14 protein-coding genes and 2 tRNA genes are annotated in these 16,000 nt (G+C 66.7%); 12 read left to right on the forward strand and 4 right to left on the reverse strand.

Annotated elements, in window-relative coordinates:
* The first annotated feature begins 110 nt into the window (after positions 1–110).
* Both rnd and ABE571_RS05150 read left to right on the forward strand, forming a co-directional pair.
* Entirely contained in the window at positions 111–1,193 is a 1,083-nt protein-coding gene (gene rnd / locus ABE571_RS05145; protein WP_313209005.1) for a ribonuclease D, read from the forward strand.
* Positions 1,194–1,477: 284 nt separating this feature from the next.
* A complete protein-coding gene (locus tag ABE571_RS05150; RefSeq protein WP_346493328.1) occupies positions 1,478–2,656 on the forward strand; it encodes a serine hydrolase domain-containing protein in 1,179 nt (392 codons plus the stop codon).
* Positions 2,657–2,744: 88 nt separating this feature from the next.
* On the opposite strand, the gene ABE571_RS05155 is transcribed toward ABE571_RS05150, so the two are convergent.
* Entirely contained in the window at positions 2,745–5,093 is a 2,349-nt protein-coding gene (locus tag ABE571_RS05155; protein WP_313209003.1) for a TonB-dependent receptor, read from the reverse strand.
* A gap of 332 nt (positions 5,094–5,425) precedes the next feature.
* On the opposite strand from ABE571_RS05155, the gene ABE571_RS05160 reads away from it, so the two are divergent.
* Complete coding sequence (locus ABE571_RS05160) at positions 5,426–6,751, forward strand: acetamidase/formamidase family protein (RefSeq protein ID WP_346493329.1); 1,326 nt, start codon at positions 5,426–5,428, stop codon at positions 6,749–6,751.
* A 104-nt stretch (positions 6,752–6,855) separates the two neighbouring features.
* A tRNA-Ala gene (locus ABE571_RS05165) sits at positions 6,856–6,931 on the forward strand.
* 70 nt (positions 6,932–7,001) lie between these two features.
* Here ABE571_RS05165 and ABE571_RS05170 read toward each other — a convergent pair.
* Both ABE571_RS05170 and ABE571_RS05175 read right to left on the reverse strand, forming a co-directional pair.
* Complete coding sequence (locus ABE571_RS05170; RefSeq protein ID WP_176989378.1) at positions 7,002–7,172, reverse strand: hypothetical protein; 171 nt, start codon at positions 7,170–7,172, stop codon at positions 7,002–7,004.
* A gap of 124 nt (positions 7,173–7,296) precedes the next feature.
* The gene (locus ABE571_RS05175) at positions 7,297–8,319 is read right to left on the reverse strand and encodes an NADP-dependent oxidoreductase (RefSeq protein ID WP_313218928.1); all 1,023 of its coding nucleotides are present in this window, start codon (positions 8,317–8,319) and stop codon (positions 7,297–7,299) included.
* A 223-nt stretch (positions 8,320–8,542) separates the two neighbouring features.
* On the opposite strand from ABE571_RS05175, the gene ABE571_RS05180 reads away from it, so the two are divergent.
* Positions 8,543–8,932, forward strand: a complete 390-nt coding sequence (locus ABE571_RS05180; RefSeq protein WP_346493330.1) for a hypothetical protein — start codon at positions 8,543–8,545, stop codon at positions 8,930–8,932.
* On the opposite strand, the gene ABE571_RS05185 is transcribed toward ABE571_RS05180, so the two are convergent.
* Entirely contained in the window at positions 8,922–9,728 is an 807-nt protein-coding gene (locus tag ABE571_RS05185; protein ID WP_123730689.1) for a helix-turn-helix transcriptional regulator, read from the reverse strand. The two genes, ABE571_RS05180 and ABE571_RS05185, sit on opposite strands and share 11 nt — an antisense overlap.
* Positions 9,729–9,821: 93 nt before the next feature.
* On the opposite strand from ABE571_RS05185, the gene ABE571_RS05190 reads away from it, so the two are divergent.
* The 7 genes from ABE571_RS05190 (at position 9,822) to ABE571_RS05220 (ending at position 15,914) form a co-directional block, all read left to right on the forward strand.
* Positions 9,822–11,003 carry a YbfB/YjiJ family MFS transporter gene (locus ABE571_RS05190; protein WP_346493331.1) on the forward strand — a complete coding sequence of 394 codons (1,182 nt, stop codon included), beginning with the start codon at positions 9,822–9,824 and terminating at the stop codon, positions 11,001–11,003.
* Positions 11,004–11,206: 203 nt separating this feature from the next.
* Positions 11,207–11,282 (forward strand) — tRNA-Phe (locus ABE571_RS05195).
* 107 nt (positions 11,283–11,389) lie between these two features.
* Positions 11,390–11,914: a hypothetical protein gene (locus tag ABE571_RS05200; protein WP_123730687.1), complete on the forward strand. Its 525-nt coding sequence runs from the start codon at positions 11,390–11,392 to the stop codon at positions 11,912–11,914.
* A 125-nt stretch (positions 11,915–12,039) separates the two neighbouring features.
* Positions 12,040–12,756: a hypothetical protein gene (locus ABE571_RS05205; RefSeq protein ID WP_346481748.1), complete on the forward strand. Its 717-nt coding sequence runs from the start codon at positions 12,040–12,042 to the stop codon at positions 12,754–12,756.
* Positions 12,757–12,879: 123 nt separating this feature from the next.
* Entirely contained in the window at positions 12,880–13,419 is a 540-nt protein-coding gene (locus tag ABE571_RS05210) for a lipocalin family protein (RefSeq protein WP_123730686.1), read from the forward strand.
* 168 nt (positions 13,420–13,587) lie between these two features.
* The gene (locus ABE571_RS05215) at positions 13,588–14,073 is read left to right on the forward strand and encodes an LEA type 2 family protein (RefSeq protein WP_123730685.1); all 486 of its coding nucleotides are present in this window, start codon (positions 13,588–13,590) and stop codon (positions 14,071–14,073) included.
* A gap of 47 nt (positions 14,074–14,120) precedes the next feature.
* A complete protein-coding gene (locus ABE571_RS05220) occupies positions 14,121–15,914 on the forward strand; it encodes an acyl-CoA dehydrogenase C-terminal domain-containing protein (RefSeq protein WP_346493332.1) in 1,794 nt (597 codons plus the stop codon).
* Positions 15,915–16,000 lie beyond the last annotated feature (86 nt).

Consider the following 16,000-nt stretch of genomic DNA (forward strand, 5'->3'; position numbering starts at 1 on the left):
GCCCGGGCGTTCATCACCGCACGGCGGGATGCCGGACATGGCATGGCATCGCATGGCGTTAGGCTATCCTCCCCGACCTGAGCACCCCTTTGCAGTACATGGAATCCCACGTGGCTTACTGGATCAAAACCCCGGCGGAACTGGACGAGCGCTACCGCCAGCGCCCCACCCGCATCGGCCTGGACACCGAATTCATCCGCGAACGCACCTACTGGCCGCAACTGGCGCTGGTGCAGATGGCGGTCGGTGATGAAATCCTGCTGATCGACCCGCTGATCCCCGGCATGAACGCGGCGCTGGCCCCGTGGCTGGCCGACACCTCGATCCTCAAGATCATGCATAGCGCCAGCGAAGACCTGGTCACCTTCAAGGTCGCCTGCGGCGTGCTGCCGCGGCCGCTGTTCGATACCCAGATCGGTGCGTCGCTGGCCGGCATCGGCGGCGGCATGGGCTACCAGAAACTGGTCACGGCAGTCACCGGCGTCACCTTGGCCAAGGGCGAAACCCGCTCGGACTGGATGCGCCGCCCGCTCTCGGAGGCGCAGCTGGAGTACGCCGCCGACGACGTGGAATACCTGTTCCAGATCCACGACACCATCGAGGCCCGCCTGGAAGAACTGGGCCGCCGCCAATGGCTGCAGGACGACGCCGAGCGGCTGCTCGCCAGTGTCGAACACGATGAAGAGCGCTGGCCGCACGTGGCGATGCGCTCGGCACAGTTCATGGATACCCCCGCGCAGCTGCGCCTGCTGCGGCTGCTGCGCTGGCGCGACGTGCAGGCGCGCGCCAGTGACAAGCCGCGCAGCTGGGTACTCGACAACGAACTGGCTGCCGTGCTCGCACGCACCCCGCCGGCCGATGTGGAGGCGTTGTCCAAGCTGATGGAAGGCTTCCCCAAGGCTCCGCGCAAACTGGCCGCCCAGGTGTGGCAGGCGCTGTCCACCCCGCTGGCCGACGAAGCCGAGGCACCGCTGGCGCTGCCGGCCAACGATGCCAACAAGCAGGCGCTCAAGCGGCTGCAGGATGCCGTCAGCGCGCGCAGCGCCGAACTCGGGCTGCCTGATGGGGTGCTCGCCTCGCGCAAGCATCTGGAAAGCTATCTGGAAAACCGCCAATGGCCGGCCGCGCTCGCGGGCTGGCGCCAGGCGCAGCTGGAGCCGATCCTCTCGCCGCTGTTGCCGCCGGCGGCCTGACCTTCGTGCATCGGCGCGGATCTCACCGCACCGATGCACCGCCTCGCCCAGCGTTTCAGTGCACTGACGACGGCGCAACGCCGTCGATTCCTGAACGGATCGCGTCACCCTTTTGACCTGCCGCCATCGGCATGACTGCAGACACATACGCGGGTCTGAAACGCATGCAAGAGTGAATCGCACGCACCGTTCCCCGCCTGCTCCAGGCGCGGTCCGGACACGGCATCCCGCAGGACCGTGCCGCCGGCGCAGGTTCTGCCCACGCGGCTGCGCAAAGGACTCCCATGCATCTGATCGCGACTCGAAGGAACGCCCCCACCCCTCGCCGCACCACGCGCCGCCTGCACCGCTGGCTCGGCATGACCCTGCTGCTGGCGGCCACCACGGCCAGCGCTGCCGGTGATCTGAACGCACGGCTCGCGCAGGCCCTGCAGGGCACCGCCACACCGGCCATGGGCGTGCTGGTCATCCGCGATGGCAAGGTCGCTGAACATGCCGTGCGGGGCGTCCGCCGCAACGATGCGTCCACGCCGGTCACCACGGAGGATCAATGGATGATCGGCTCCACCGGCAAACCGATCACCGTGGCCATGATCGCGCGATTGGTCGAACAGGGCGTGTTGGGCTGGGATGCGCCGCTGTCGACATTGTTGCCCGACCTCGCCGCACAGATGCAGCCGGCCTACCGCAGCGTCACCCTCGTGCAGTTGCTCTCGCACCGCGCCGGCCTGCCGGAAAACCTCACCGACGCCGCCGCGCTGGACGCGTTCTTCGTCGATAGCCGGGCCCTGCCCGTGCAGCGCGAGGCTTACGTCAAGGCAGCCCTGGCCGAAGCGCCGGTGCATCCGCCCGGCACCGAATTCGCCTACAGCAACAGCGGCTTCCTGATCGCGGCGGTGATCGCCGAACGTGCCACGGGCAAGGACGTGGAAACGCTGATGCAGCGCGAAGTGTTCCAGCCGCTGGGCATGACCGGTGCCGGGTTCGGCCCCACTCCGGCCGGGCAACCGGTGGGCCATCGCGGCGGCAAGCCGGTGACCACCGCGCCGCAGAAGGCCGAGGACGGGGTGCCGCCGCTCTACACTGCCGCCGGCAACCTGCATATGCGACTGCACGATCTGGCGCTGTTCGCCATCGATCAGCTCGCGGGCAGCCAGGGCAAAGGCAGGTTGCTGACAGCGGCGTCCTACGCGCTGATGCAGACCGTTCAGCCGGGCAGTGGCTCCGGGCTGGACTGGGGCGTGCAGCCGTCGATCGCCGGTCGCCAGGGGCCGGTGCTGGTGCACGGCGGCTCGGACGGCAACTGGCTGGCCTGGGTGGTGCTGTTCCCTGGCCAGAACAACGGCGTTATCGCCATCGCAAATGCCGCCGAAGACATGGGCGCCGACCAGGCCACCATGGGCGTGCTGGGCGGACTGTTCGCCGAGCTGGCGCCCGCTGCAGCCGGGGCGCCCGCCAAGTAACAGAAACGACAACGCCCCGCAGGTGCGGGGCGTTGTCGGAACACGCATCACGCTCACCGGTGCCCTGCGGCACCGGCGATCGCGTGTCTTACCAGTTCATGTTGAGCGACACACCCACGGTGCGCGGTTCGTTGTAGACCGCGGCCATGTAGTTCTCGATCACACCCTTGAGGTTCTTCTCATTGGTGATGTTGCGCGCGAACAGCGCCACTTCCCAGGCACCGTAGTTGGCAGAGTAGCCCAGCTTCAGGCCGCCTTCGAAGCTACCCTTGGAGTTGAACTCGGCCGAGTCGTACAGCACGAAGCTGGTATAGCCCTGCTTGTTCCAATCGGTGGAGACGAAGAACACATCGCTGTCATTGACCGGCATGTCGTAACGCGCGGCCAGGTTGATGTTGTACTTCGGTGCGTTCGGCAACGGGTTGCCGTTGATCTGCGCGAAGGTGTTGGCACCGACCTTGATGGTCGGGTCATTCACGGTGCACACCACGGCGCCGTTCAGGGCACAGACCTGCGCGTACACGCGGTCGTCCTGGATCTTGCTGTGCAGCAGGCTGACACCGGCGCTCAGGGCCAGGTTCGGGATCGGGCGCAGCTCCATGTCCGCTTCCAGACCATAGGCCTTGGCCTTGTCGGCGTTGAACAGCACGCCGTTGCCGTCCGAATCGTTGCCGTTGAGCTGGATGTCATTGACCACGTAGGTGAACGCGGCGGCGTTCACGCGCAGGCGGTTGTCCCACAGGCTGCTCTTGATGCCGGCTTCCCAGGACAGGATGGTTTCCGAGTTCGCCGTGGTGAAATCGGCATTGAACACAGCCGAACGGCCCTGGATGGTCGGGCCACGGAAGCCGCGGGCCACGCGCGCATACACGCTCAGCTGCGGGTTGAACGCGTACATCGCGCTCAGGTCCCAGCTCGGCGTGGTGTCGGACATCTCCACGTAGGTGCGGCCCTTGTAGGTCACGGCACCAGCGGCGGTATCGGCGGTCTTGAGCAGACGGGTCTTCTTCTCGTCCTTGGTCTGGCGCAGGCCGGCGGTCAGGGTGAACTTGTCGGTCACGTCATAGCTGACCTGGCCGAAACCAGCCCAGGAGGTGTTGACGTTGCGCAGGCGCACCCAGTTGTTCGGATTGCGGGCATTGCCCTGCAGGAACCAGGCGCGCTGGTAGAAATCGGTGGTGTCGCGGCCGTCGAAGTAGAACGCGCCGACCTGCCACTTCAGGCGGTTGTCATCGGCGTTGGCCAGACGGAATTCCTGGGTCCACTGGTCCAGATCGCGGATCTGGCCCATCGACTGGCCGTAGCCGTTCGGCACGCCGTTGACCGGATAGTTCACGGCGGCGCCGCCGTCGGTGTCACCGCGGCTGTAGCCGGAGGTGGTTTCGTAGGCGGTGATCGAGGTCAGCGAGACGTTGCCGAAGTCGTAGATCGCCTTCACCGACCCGCCGTAGGTCTTGTAGGCCTGCGGGTTGTTGTCGGCTTCGTCGTAGGCGACCTGGTCGCGCGGCACGTCGGTCTTGTTGGAGCCCTTGGTCAGCGCGCTGCGCAGGAACAGGGTCGAGGTGCCGTCGTAATCGCGTGCGTGGGCCGAGGCCAGCAGCGAGAAGTTGTCGCTCGGCTGCAGCAGCAGCTGCGCGCGCACGTTGCGGTCGTCGAAGCCGCCCATCGCGTTCTTCTTCGGCGAGACCGTGCCATCGGCGCTCGGGCCGCGGTAGGTGTTGTCGACGTAATCATCGCGGTGCTGGTACAGCGCCGACACGCGGAACGAGGCGATGTCGTTGATCGGGCCGCCGAAGCCGCCATCGATGGCCACGCTGCCGTACGAGCCATAGCTGGCCTGCACGCGGCCGCTGTAGTCCTGGCTCGGCTTGATCGTGTCGAACTTGACGATGCCGGCGGTGGTGTTGCGGCCGAACAGCGTGCCCTGCGGGCCGCGCAGCACTTCGATCTGGTCCACGTCGTAGACCGGGTTGGACTTCAGCACCACGTGCTCAAGCACCACGTCGTCCTGGATGATCGACACCGGCTGCGAGGCACCCAGGTAGAAATCGATGTTGCCCAGGCCACGGATGTAGAAGCGCGGGAAGATGCGGCCGGTGGTGGTTTCAGCGTAGAAGCTGGGCACCTTGCCCGACAGCGCCAGCAGGGTGTCATCGCCGCCAGCGGTGTAGTCGCGGATCTTCTCGCCCTGCACCACGCCGACCGAGACCGGCACGTCCTGCAGGTTGCGCTCGCGGTGGTCGGCGGTGACGGTGATGGTGTCCAGCGAGGTGGCGCTGGCGGACTGCGCGTCCTGCGCCGAGGCGGCAGCGGACAGCATCAGCGCAGCGGACGCGCAGGCCAGCGCCAGCGCGCGGCGGCGCGGCAGCACGGCGGTGGTGGAGAGGGAACGGGAGAGAAGACGCGTCGACACAGGGGCGTGGCGTAGAGCGGGCATGCAGAGGTCTCGGGTAGTACAGATCGGGGCAGCCGGCGCGATGGCCGGGCACCATAGGAAATCGACATCGCTGTGGAGACAGCGATGCGGCACGGTATTGGCTGGATGTTGCAGATTGGTGTCAGGGCGTTGTGGGCGACGGCTGTCCGGCCCCCCTGGTCCACTGGCTATGCGGCCGCGTTTTCTGGCGCGGATTATGCCCGGCCAAGGCGCGCGCCGGAAGGGCGGGATTCGCGTGTGACGCTTTCCGGGCCATCGGTCACGTGTCGCCCGGCACTTGTCGCCCTGGCAGCGGCGGCGAACACTGAACCGGTCATCCACGAGATCTCTGCATGTCCTCTCGCCACCTGGCCTGCCTGCTCCTGTTGTTGTCCGCCTCGGCCGCCCAGGCCGCCGAACCGCCCGCACAGTGGCTGGTCACCACCGACCTGTGGGGAAACCCGGCCTACCAGCTGCTCAGCCTGCCCGACCAGCAGGGTCCGGTGGAGGGGCGCTTCGATGGGGACACCCTGCAGGGCAGCCGCCAGGGCAACGCGCTGGCGTTTGTCGTCACCGGCGGCGATGGCGCGACCTATCGCTTCCGCGGCGAGCAGACCGGCACGACCCTGCGCGGTACGGCCGATTATCCCGACACCAACGCCAGCGAGCGACGCGCGATGCATCCCTTCAGCGCGCGCCGTCTGCCCGAGCGGCCGGCCAGCGGCCCCCGCCAGCATGACTTCGTGCCCACCTCCTATTCGAACGAGTTCTCACCCCACCGCGCACCCGTGCTGACGATCTGGCCGGGCGACAGCGTGCGCACCACGACGCTGGATTCCGGCGGCGTGGACGCCAAGGGCCAGACCCGGGCGCTGTTCGGCAATCCGCAGACGGGGCCGTTCTATGTGATGGAGGCCGAGCCCGGCGATGTGCTGGCGATCCACATCAAACGCCTGCGCTTGAACCGTGACTACGCCGACAGCCTGGACAGCATCGTGGGACGCGCGCTGACACCGGCCCTGGCGGCGAAGGCCACCGCGCTGGACAAACCGGTGCGCTGGACCCTGGACCGCGAACGCGGCCGTGCCCGTCCAGAGGCGGCCACCGGCAAGCTCAAGGACTTCTGGGTGCCGGTCAGGCCGATGCTCGGCGGGCTGGCGGTGGCACCTGGGTTCGGCAACGCGCCGATCTCCACCGGCGACACCGGCCGCTTCGGCGGCAACATGGACTTCAACGAAATCCGCGAGGGCGCGACCGTGTATCTGCCGGTATCCCAGCCCGGCGCCCTGCTCTACCTGGGTGATGCGCACGCACTGCAGGGCGATGGCGAAACCTCGCAGTACGCGCTGGAGACCTCGATGGACGTGGACTTCAGCGTGGAGGTGATCAAGTCCCGGGCGCAGTCAGCGCCGCGGGTGGAATCGGCCACGCAGTTGATGGTCCTGGGCCAGGCCGGCTCGCTGGATGAGGCCCTGCGCGCAGCGACCGCCGGGATGGCGCAGTGGCTGGAACAGGACTACGGGTTGAGCCTGTCCGAGACGGCCCAGGTGCTGGGGAGTTCGGTCAGCTTCGTGGTGGCCAACCTGGCCGGGCGCAGCGTCGGCGTGGCCGCCAAACTGGACAAATCCCTGCTGCAGCAGGTGGAACGCGCGCCCGCCGCGGCGCGCGGCAGGCACTGAGCCGAACGCAGGCCCCACTTGGCAGGCGCCGCCGGTCGGCGCTAGACTAGGCGCATTGCGGGGTACGGCCGAGGCCGGTGACGCCACGCAGCAGCAGCATCCGTGGGGCCATAGCTCAGCTGGGAGAGCGCGTCGTTCGCATCGACGAGGTCAGGAGTTCGATCCTCCTTGGCTCCACCACTATTCAACAGAACGCCCCGGGAATCAGCTTCCCGGGGCGCTCTTGTTTTCACAGCCTTCGCGCAGTTGCTCACGCGCCCTCGGGAGTGTCCTTGCGCTCCGGCCGGCGCGTGCCTGCATCGTGGATCGCTTGATCGGTCTGCCCCGGCCGCTGCTTGGCGGTTTCATCCTGCTTGCGGTCCTGCTGGCTCTCTTCGATGCCTTCCTGCTTGCCGTGTTCGCTGGGCTTGGTGTCTGCCATGGGTCTACTCACTTGTGCGGTTCCCGGTACGGGGCCTTCATCCGCAGGCTAACCGGCCGATCGTGATGCACGAATCACGATCGGCACGGCCTTGCACACGTCGCACTCACATGCCCCGCGCCGCTCAATCCAGCTTGACCACCAGCTTGCCGAAGTTGTGGCCCTTGAGCAGTCCGAAGAAGGCCTCCGGCGCGCGTTCCAGTCCCTGCACGATGTCCTCGCGATACTGCACGCGGCCGTCCTTCAGCCACTGCCCCATGTCGCGCAGGAACGCAGGGAAGAAGGCGTGCAGATCCGACTGGATGAAGCCGCGCACGGTCAGGCGCTGGCGCAGCACCTGGCTCATGAAACCCGGCAGCCGGTCCGGCCCGGGCAACACCGCACCGCGCGCGTTGTAGGTGGCGATCGTGCCGCAGACCGGAATGCGCGCGAAGTCGTTGAGCAATGGCGCGACCGCATCGAAGACGTGTCCCCCGACGTTCTCGAAGTAGACATCGATGCCGTCGGGCACCGCCGCACGCAACTGCGCGGCGAAATCGTCGGCGCGGTGATCCAGCGCTACATCGAAGCCCAGTGTTTCCAGATACGCGCGCTTCTGCTCGCCACCGGCAATGCCCACCGTGCGCGCACCCTGCAGCTTGGCGATCTGACCCACCGTCGCGCCCACCGGGCCGCTGGCAGCCGCCACCACGAGCGTTTCGCCCGGCTGCGGCTTGCCGATTTCCTGCAGGCCCACGTACGCCGTGAATCCGGGCATGCCGTACACGCCCAGTGCAGTGCTGATCGGCAGGCCGTTGTCTTCCAGCTTGCGGCTGAGCTGATCGCCGTCGATGACGGCATGCGTCTGCCAGTTGCCCGGAGCCAGCACATGCTCGCCGATGGCGAAACCGGGATGGTTGGAGGCGAGCACTTCAGCAACGGTGCGCCCTTCCATCACCGCATCCAGCGCAACCGGTGCGGCGTAGGACGGCCCCTCCTCCATGCGACCGCGCATGTAGGGATCCAGCGACAGATAGCGATTGCGCAGCAGCACCTCGCCCGGGCCAGGCGCGGGAACCGGCACGTGTTCGATACGGAAGTTGGACGAGACGGGAGCACCGTTCGGGCGCGAGGCGAGGACGATGCGGGTGTTGGTGAGCGCGGTCATCAGAGGATCGCTCCGGGGAGACGAAAAAGGAATCCCGACAGTACGCCGTCCAGGCACGTCCGGGCGGGGGGTAAAACAGCGTTCCATCGGTGCAGGACGACGCGGCTGTGCAATCACCTTGTGCGACAGGGACCGATCATCCCGATGGCGTCACAGCATTCCATCCGTACGCTGCACCGCGCATGCGTTGCCCGCGCCGCCGGCCAGGGCGCATGATCGCGTCATGAACGTTCCCTCCTCCAGCCGACGCCGCTACCTGCTGCCCGTGTTGATGTCCGCCACCACGGTGTTCGGCCTGACATGCTGGGCGATTCTGGCGACCGAGCCCGGTTGCCTGGCCGCGCAAGGCCATTGGTCGTCCGGTGCAGGCAAGTGCCACACGCGCCTGTGCCTGCTGCAGGGCGACTGCGGCGAGATGGCGTCACCTATCGTGGCATGCAGCAAAGTGCAGGTCGGCGACAGCCGTGGCCGCGTGTACTTCCACCTGGGCAATCCCCTGCCTGGTGCGGGCGCCGAAGCGGAGTGGCCCGCAGGCAAGGCCGACAACGGCTCGATCCGTGCACGCTTCGAGGATGAGCGGCTGGTCAGCCTGGCCTGCCCGGTCACGCCGTAGGGCGTGCGCGCTTCCATTGCAGCGGGCTCATGCCCATCTCGATCCGGAACATGTAGTTGAACGCCGACGCCGAGGCATAGCCCAGCTCGTGCGCGATTACCGTGGGCGAACGCCCCTGCGCCAGCCACTCGATGGCGCGCAGCAGGCGCAGCCGCAACCGCCACTCGCGCAGCCGCATGCCGGTCTCGCGTTCAAAGTGGCGCGCCAGGGTACGCGGCGATGCCCCCAGCAAGGGCGCCCAGTCCTCCACGCTGCGGGTATCGGCAGGTTGCTCGTACAGTGCCTGGCACCAGCGCTGCAGGCGCGCATCCTGCGGCCACGGCAGGTGCCGGGTGTGCTGCCGCTGGCGCGGCAACTGCGCAGTGATCAGGGTGCACAAGGTGGCGTAGTAGGTGCGGTCGTGATCGGGCACGGTGCGATCGAGTTCAATGATCAGTTCGCGCAGCAGCGGTGACACATCGAGTACCACGCAATGCGTGGGCATACCCAGTGCCGGCCCATCCGCCACGTAAAGATTGCGGAACGCCGAGGTATTCAACGCGCCCGTGTGATGGGACGTGCCCGTCGGCACCCACAGCGCCTGCTGCGGGGTGATCACGTGACGTGCCTGCCCGGCGCTGGCCTGCAGCACACCCGTGCTGGCGTGGACCAGCTGGTTCCAGCCGTGCACGTGCGGCGGGAAGCGCTCGCCCGCCTCCAGTCGCTGGCTGCGCGCCACCACCGGCCAGGGCAGACGCCGCAGCGGCGGCACCGGGACTTCGCGCCAACCCGGCGCAGTGGGTTCCGCCGTGGCCATGTGACGCCTCATCGACAGGATGGGTCATTCTATCGAAAGACGCGGTCACCTCTGTCCACGGACCATGGGCCCTTCCCGCTGCCCTCCCCACCCATGTCACTCTCGATCCCGCCTCCCCGCCGCGCCTGGCAGGTCATCACGGCCGGCATCTGCGCGCTGGTACTCACGGTCGGCCTGGCGCGCTTTGCCTACACCCCGCTGCTGCCGGTGATGCGGCTCGACGCCGGGCTCACGGCAGCCGGCGGCGGCTGGCTGGCAACGTTCAACTATCTGGGCTACCTGGCCGGCACTGTGCTGGTCGCCCGGGTCGGCGACATGCAGCTGAAATTCCGCTTCTACCGCATCGGACTGGTCCTGGCAGTGGTATCCACCGGCCTGATGGGCACCACCACGGACATGGCCACCTGGGGCGTGCTGCGCTTCGTGGCCGGCCTGTCCAGCACCGCCGGCCTGCTGCTCGCCTCCGGGCTGGTGCTCAACTGGCTGCTCGCCCATCAGCGCCTCCCACAGCTCGGCCTGCACTTCGCCGGCCTCGGGGTAGGGATCGCGGTCTCGGGCCTGGCGGCTGCGGCGATGGCCGATCAACTGGCGTCCTCCCGGCAGTGGATCGCGCTGGGCACCCTCGCGGTGGTGTTCCTGATCCCGGCCTGGGCATGGATGCCGCCGCCGGCAGCGATCTCCAGTGCCACTGGGGCCAACGCTCCCCCGCCACCCGGGCGGCGCTGGCGCTGGCTGCTGATCGCCTCGTACTTCTGCGCGGGGGTCGGCTTCGTGGTCAGCGCGACCTTCATCGTCGCCATCCTGGTGCAGACCCCTGCCTTCGCCGGCCACGGCAGTTGGGTGTGGGTCCTGGTCGGCCTCACCGCCATCCCCTCGACGTTTGCCTGGGATCGGCTCTCGAACCGGCTTGGACTGATCCGTGCATTGATGCTCGCCTATGCGTTGCAGGCTACGTCCTTCGTATTGCCCTTGCTGGATGGCGGGCTGTGGGCCGGCGCAGTCAGCGCCGTGCTGTTCGGCCTGACCTTCGCCGGCATCGTCAGCCTGACCCTGACCGTGGTCGGTCGCCACTACCCGCACAATCCTGCCAAGGCGATGGCGACGCTGACGCTGAGTTATGGCGTCGCCCAGATCATCGCCCCCGCGATCGCCGGCACGCTGGCGCGCGACAGCGGCAGCTACCAGGGCGCATTGGTGCTGGCGGCGATCATGATGGTGATCGGCATCGTGCTGTTGTGGTGCATGCCCGACGACGCCCGATCCACCACGGGCTGATCAACTGCACCGGCGGAAAGCATCCGCCTGAACCGACGTTCATGCGCTTGGGTGATGTGCTCGGGCCCGCTGGATCAAGCACTTGGATGTGGGCGGACACGGGTTTGGAAACAAATGTGAAATTTTTTTCCCGAAACGCTTGCCGAACCCCTCATACCTCCGTATTATTCGCGTCCTCGCCAGCGGCAACGCAGCGATGAAGTGGCCGGGTAGCTCAGTTGGTAGAGCAGGGGATTGAAAATCCCCGTGTCGGCGGTTCGATTCCGTCCCCGGCCACCACAATTTCAGATGACCTGCAGAAATGCAGGTCATTTTTTTTGTCTGTTGTTCGGCGTCGCTACATCGCGCAGCGTTCAAGGAAGGAGGTTCCGCACATGGTTCGTGCTTTGTTCGCCGCGCTGTTCGGCAAACGTCCTGTTGCCTTCCACAGTACATCCCCGATCGATGTGACCGTGCTGCGCCTCAAGCAGTCGATCCAGCATGGCCCGCGCCTCTCTGTCGCCGGAATGCGCGGGAAGGCCTCCGCTCAACGGATCCGCCTGTGCTGGACGCGCCCGTTCGTGTCCAATTCTTTCAAGCCGTATTTCATCGGCCAGTGCATCCCCACCGAACGCGGCACGCGGCTTGAAGGTGCGTTCCAGATGCATCCCTTCATCCGCACCCTGATGATCGGCATGTTCGTCAGTCTGCTCATCGTTCCGCTGGTGGCGGTGGTGAAGCACTGGCAACACACACACGACCTCGCGCCTGCCCTGTTGGCCAGTCTGGCGGTGGTGCCTGCTGCCTACTTCATGGCCGGCGCGGTGCTGGTGATCGTCACGATCAGCCGCTGGGCCGCACGCGACGATGAAGCGATGATCGAGGCGGAGATCCATCGCGCGCTGCAAAGCGGGCACACCGCTCAGGGATGATTTCCGCGGGCGGGCCGTTGCGCGCCTTGCCGTCCATCGCCACGCGCTGGCATGCTCACCCGGCGGACAGGATCGTCTGCGGCCGCGCTTGTTCGTCCCCATGGCCGCACACACAGGGAGAGGTGATGTCCGAAAGCATCGAAGTGCTGCAGGCGCAGATCGCGCATCTGCAGCGAAACCAACGGCGACTGACGCTGGGCTGCGCAGCAGCCGGCCTGCTCACCATGGCCGCCTTGATGATGGGTGCAACGTCACAGCGCAGCGCCAGCTTTGATGTCATTGATGCGCAACGCATCAACATCAAGGAGCCTGACGGAACGTTGCGGCTGGCGATCTCCAATCGCACGCTGTTTCCTGGGGTGGTCATTCACAACAAGGAGCAACCTCATCTGCGCCCGATGGCAGGCATGCTGTTCTTCAACGATGAAGGCACGGAAAACGGCGGGCTGATCTACAACGGTTCGCTCGACAAGAGCGGCAAACCCTCCAGCGGCATGAGCCTGACCTTTGATCGCTATCAGCAGGATCAGCAGATGCAACTGCTGGGCGTGGATGATGCGGGGACACACTACGCAGGGCTGACCTTCAATGACGTTGCCGATGGCCTGTCCCGCCCGTTCTTCTCCGAGCGGGACGAAGCACTTCATCGGAAGGGCATTCCTGCGATCACCGAGCGCGTGTTCCTTGGCAAGTCTGATGCGCGCGATGCCATGCTGACCCTGCGCGATGGTCAAGGAAAGCCGCGGCTTGAGTTGGTGGTCACGCCCTCGGGAGATGCCAAGGTGCGCTTCCTGGACGAGAGCGGCAACGCCACGCGGGAACTCTCCGCTGACAGTCGGTAGCGCGGGTGCCGCACGCTGCCACGCGCACGTCAGCGACGTGGGACGGCCACTGCATGACGGAATATTCACAATTTCCGCTCAGCCTATGCCTAAGCTCGCTGCGTCTTGTGTGGAGTGTCGACAATGCGCAGCCGCTATCTGATCAGTGCCCTGCTCGCCCTTGCCGCCACCGGGTCGGCCTGGGCGGCCGCGCCGGTGACCTCGGTGGAGGCGCTGGACATGGGCCGCTATGCCGGCCAGTGGCATGAGATCGCGCACCTGCCGGTGTCGTTCCAGAAGAAATGCGTGGGCGACATCACCGCCACCTACAGCCTGCGTGCCGATGGACGGATCAGCGTGCACAACGCCTGCCGCGAAGCCGATGGCGACCGCGTGGCAGCAGATGGCGTGGCGCGCCCGATCGAGGGCCATCCCGGCCGCCTGCAGGTACGTTTCGTGCCGGACTGGCTGTCCTGGGCGCCGCTGGTGTGGGCCGATTACTGGGTGATCGCGCTGGACCCCGGCTACCAGTGGGCAGTGGTCGGCGAGCCGGACCGCAAGTACCTGTGGATCCTGTCGCGCTCACCGAGCATGGATACCGCCCTGTTCGAGCAGCTCAAAGCCCGTGCCGAAGCAATGGGCTATGACCTCGCCCCGCTGCGGGTGATGGCGCCGCTGGACTGACCCGGCCCGGCCTCACCCCACGCGCCGGGCCAGCCTGCCCCCACGACTAAAAGCACGTGGCCCCGTCATCCCGGTGCCCTACCCTTGCATCTCGCTGCCGCAGGCAGCGCGAACACCATACGCCGTAGTATGCTCACACCCATGCAACACCCGCCTGAGGATTGCGCCATGTCCCACCGCTTCCGTCCCCGCCTCGCCTTTGCCCTGATCGTCATCGCCTCGCTGGCCCTGACCGCCTGCAACAAGACGGTCAAACGCGTTTCCGAGCCGGCCGCCAGCGTGCAGGAGTTGACGGTGCGTGCCGATGGCAGCTGGACGGTTGCGCTGCGCCTGCAGAACTTCAGCTCCATGCCCATGACCTTCGACAACGTCGCGCTGCAGTTGAAGGTGAGCGATGAGGATGCCGGCCAGCTGCAGCTGAAGCCCGCACTGTCCATTGGCGGGGTCTCGGCCGATGTGGTCAACGTGGACATCAAGCCGAGCTCGGGCGCCCGCCTGGTGATGGCCGATGCACTGGCCGGCAACCGCACTCTGGGCTATTCGCTCAAGGGCACGGTAAGCGCCACCCCGCAGGAAAAAAAGCAACGCACCTTCGAGATTGAAAGCCGCAGCACGCTCAACCAGGCCCCTGGCCTGCCCGGCGTCCTGCGCTGACCGGCGGCCTTTCCGCCACCCTTCGCCACTGATCGAGACTGTCCCCGATGAGCAGCTACACCGCCCCGCTTTCCGATATCCGTTTCGCCCTGCATGACGTGCTCAAGGTCGAGCCGCTGTTCGCGCGCCTTGGCCTGACCGATGCCACCGCCGATGTGGTGGATGCCGTGCTGGAAGAAGCCGGCCGTTTCAGTGCCAGCGTGCTGGCGCCGTTGAACAGCGTGGGCGATGAGATCGGCTGCGTCCTCGACCAGTCGACCGGCGAGGTCACCACCCCGCCGGGCTTCAAGCAGGCCTACGCCCAGTTCGTGGACGGCGGCTGGACCGGTCTGACCGCTGCACCGGAACTGGGTGGCCAAGGCCTGCCGCATACGTTGGGCGTGCCGCTCAATGAAATGATCAATGCCGCCAACCTGGCGTGGGGCAACTTCCCGCTGCTCTCGCACGGTGCGATCGAAGCGCTCAAGCAGCATGGCGAGGCCTGGCAGCAGGACGCCTTCCTCAAGCCGCTGATCGACGGCCGCTGGACCGGCACCATGTGCCTGACCGAACCGCATTGCGGCACCGATCTTGGCCTGCTCAAGACCAAGGCCGAGCCGAACGCGGATGGCAGCTATGCGATCACCGGCACCAAGATCTTCATCACCGCCGGCGAGCACGACCTTACCGACAACATCGTGCACCTGGTGCTGGCCAAGCTGCCCGACGCACCGGCCGGGGCCAAGGGCATTTCGCTGTTCGTCACCCCGAAGTTCAAGGTCGATCGCGAGGGCAAGGTGGGCGAGCGCAATGCGCTGCGCTGCGGCTCGATCGAACACAAGATGGGCATCAAGGGCTCGGTCACCTGCGTGATGAACTTCGACGGCGCCGAAGGCTACCTGGTGGGTCAGCCGCACAAGGGCCTGCAGGCAATGTTCACCATGATGAACACCGCGCGCCTGGGCGTCGGCCTGCAGGGCATCGGCCTGTCCGAGCGGGCCTACCAGAACGCACTGAAGTACGCCCGCGAGCGCCTGCAGTCGCGTTCGCTGAGCGGTGCGAAGAACCCGGAAAAGCCGGCCGACCCGATCCTGGTCCACCCGGATGTGCGGCGCATGCTGCTGACCATCAAATCGCTGGTCGAAGGCAGCCGCCTGCTGGCCCTGCACGCGGCCACCCTGATCGACGTCGCCCACCACGCCGAGGATGCCGGCGAGCGCGAACGCGCGGACACGCTGGTGAGCTTCCTGACCCCGATCTCCAAGGCCTGCCAGACCGAATGGGGTATCGAGAACACCTACAACGCGCTGCAGTGCTTCGGTGGCCACGGCTACATCCGCGAGCACGGCATGGAGCAGCTGGCCCGCGATGCGCGCATCACCACGCTGTATGAAGGCACCACCGGCATCCAGGCGCTGGACCTGATCGGCCGCAAGACCGCCTCCAGCCAGGGCGCGGGGCTGAAGCTGATGCTGGCCGAGATCGAGGCCTTCACCAAGGCCAATGAAGGCAACGAAGCGCTGGCCGAATTCATTGCCCCGCTGCGCACCAAGGCCGACGAGTGGGCCAAGCTGACCATGGCGACCCTGCAGCGCGCGGCCACCAACCCCGATGAACTCGGCGCAGCCAGCTTCGATTACCTGTTCTACTCGGGCTATGTGGTGCTGGCCTACTGGTGGGCCCGCAGCGTCGCCGCCGCCGAGGCCTCCGCGCAGAGCGACGCGTTCAAGCAGGCCAAGCGCGAGACGGCCCGCTTCTACTTCGCCCGCGTGCTGCCGCGCACCCTCAGCCACGCCGCCGCGATCCAGTCCGGCGCCGAACCGTTGATGGCGATGACCGACGCGCATTTCGGCGAAGGCTGATCGGCTGCCAGACCACCGACCAACGGTCGGTGGCTACCTGATTGCCGCGCAGGTGCCGACCGCCCGCCGGAATACCGACGCCTGAT

Source organism: Stenotrophomonas sp. TWI273 (genome assembly GCF_039674765.1).
GTDB lineage: Bacteria > Pseudomonadota > Gammaproteobacteria > Xanthomonadales > Xanthomonadaceae > Stenotrophomonas.

Excerpts from the sequence above, each read along its gene's own strand:
- ABE571_RS05215 (WP_123730685.1), top strand. The coding sequence starts at position 13,588 with ATGTCCCACCGCTTCCGTCCCCGCCTCGCCTTTGCCCTGATCGTCATC.
- ABE571_RS05190 (WP_346493331.1), top strand. The coding sequence starts at position 9,822 with ATGTCACTCTCGATCCCGCCTCCCCGCCGCGCCTGGCAGGTCATCACG.
- ABE571_RS05185 (WP_123730689.1), bottom strand. The coding sequence starts at position 9,728 with ATGGCCACGGCGGAACCCACTGCGCCGGGTTGGCGCGAAGTCCCGGTG.
- ABE571_RS05210 (WP_123730686.1), top strand. The coding sequence starts at position 12,880 with ATGCGCAGCCGCTATCTGATCAGTGCCCTGCTCGCCCTTGCCGCCACC.
- ABE571_RS05175 (WP_313218928.1), bottom strand. The coding sequence starts at position 8,319 with ATGACCGCGCTCACCAACACCCGCATCGTCCTCGCCTCGCGCCCGAAC.
- ABE571_RS05180 (WP_346493330.1), top strand. The coding sequence starts at position 8,543 with ATGAACGTTCCCTCCTCCAGCCGACGCCGCTACCTGCTGCCCGTGTTG.
- ABE571_RS05170 (WP_176989378.1), bottom strand. The coding sequence starts at position 7,172 with ATGGCAGACACCAAGCCCAGCGAACACGGCAAGCAGGAAGGCATCGAA.
- ABE571_RS05155 (WP_313209003.1), bottom strand. The coding sequence starts at position 5,093 with ATGCCCGCTCTACGCCACGCCCCTGTGTCGACGCGTCTTCTCTCCCGT.
- ABE571_RS05160 (WP_346493329.1), top strand. The coding sequence starts at position 5,426 with ATGTCCTCTCGCCACCTGGCCTGCCTGCTCCTGTTGTTGTCCGCCTCG.
- ABE571_RS05205 (WP_346481748.1), top strand. The coding sequence starts at position 12,040 with ATGTCCGAAAGCATCGAAGTGCTGCAGGCGCAGATCGCGCATCTGCAG.
- ABE571_RS05220 (WP_346493332.1), top strand. The coding sequence starts at position 14,121 with ATGAGCAGCTACACCGCCCCGCTTTCCGATATCCGTTTCGCCCTGCAT.
- ABE571_RS05150 (WP_346493328.1), top strand. The coding sequence starts at position 1,478 with ATGCATCTGATCGCGACTCGAAGGAACGCCCCCACCCCTCGCCGCACC.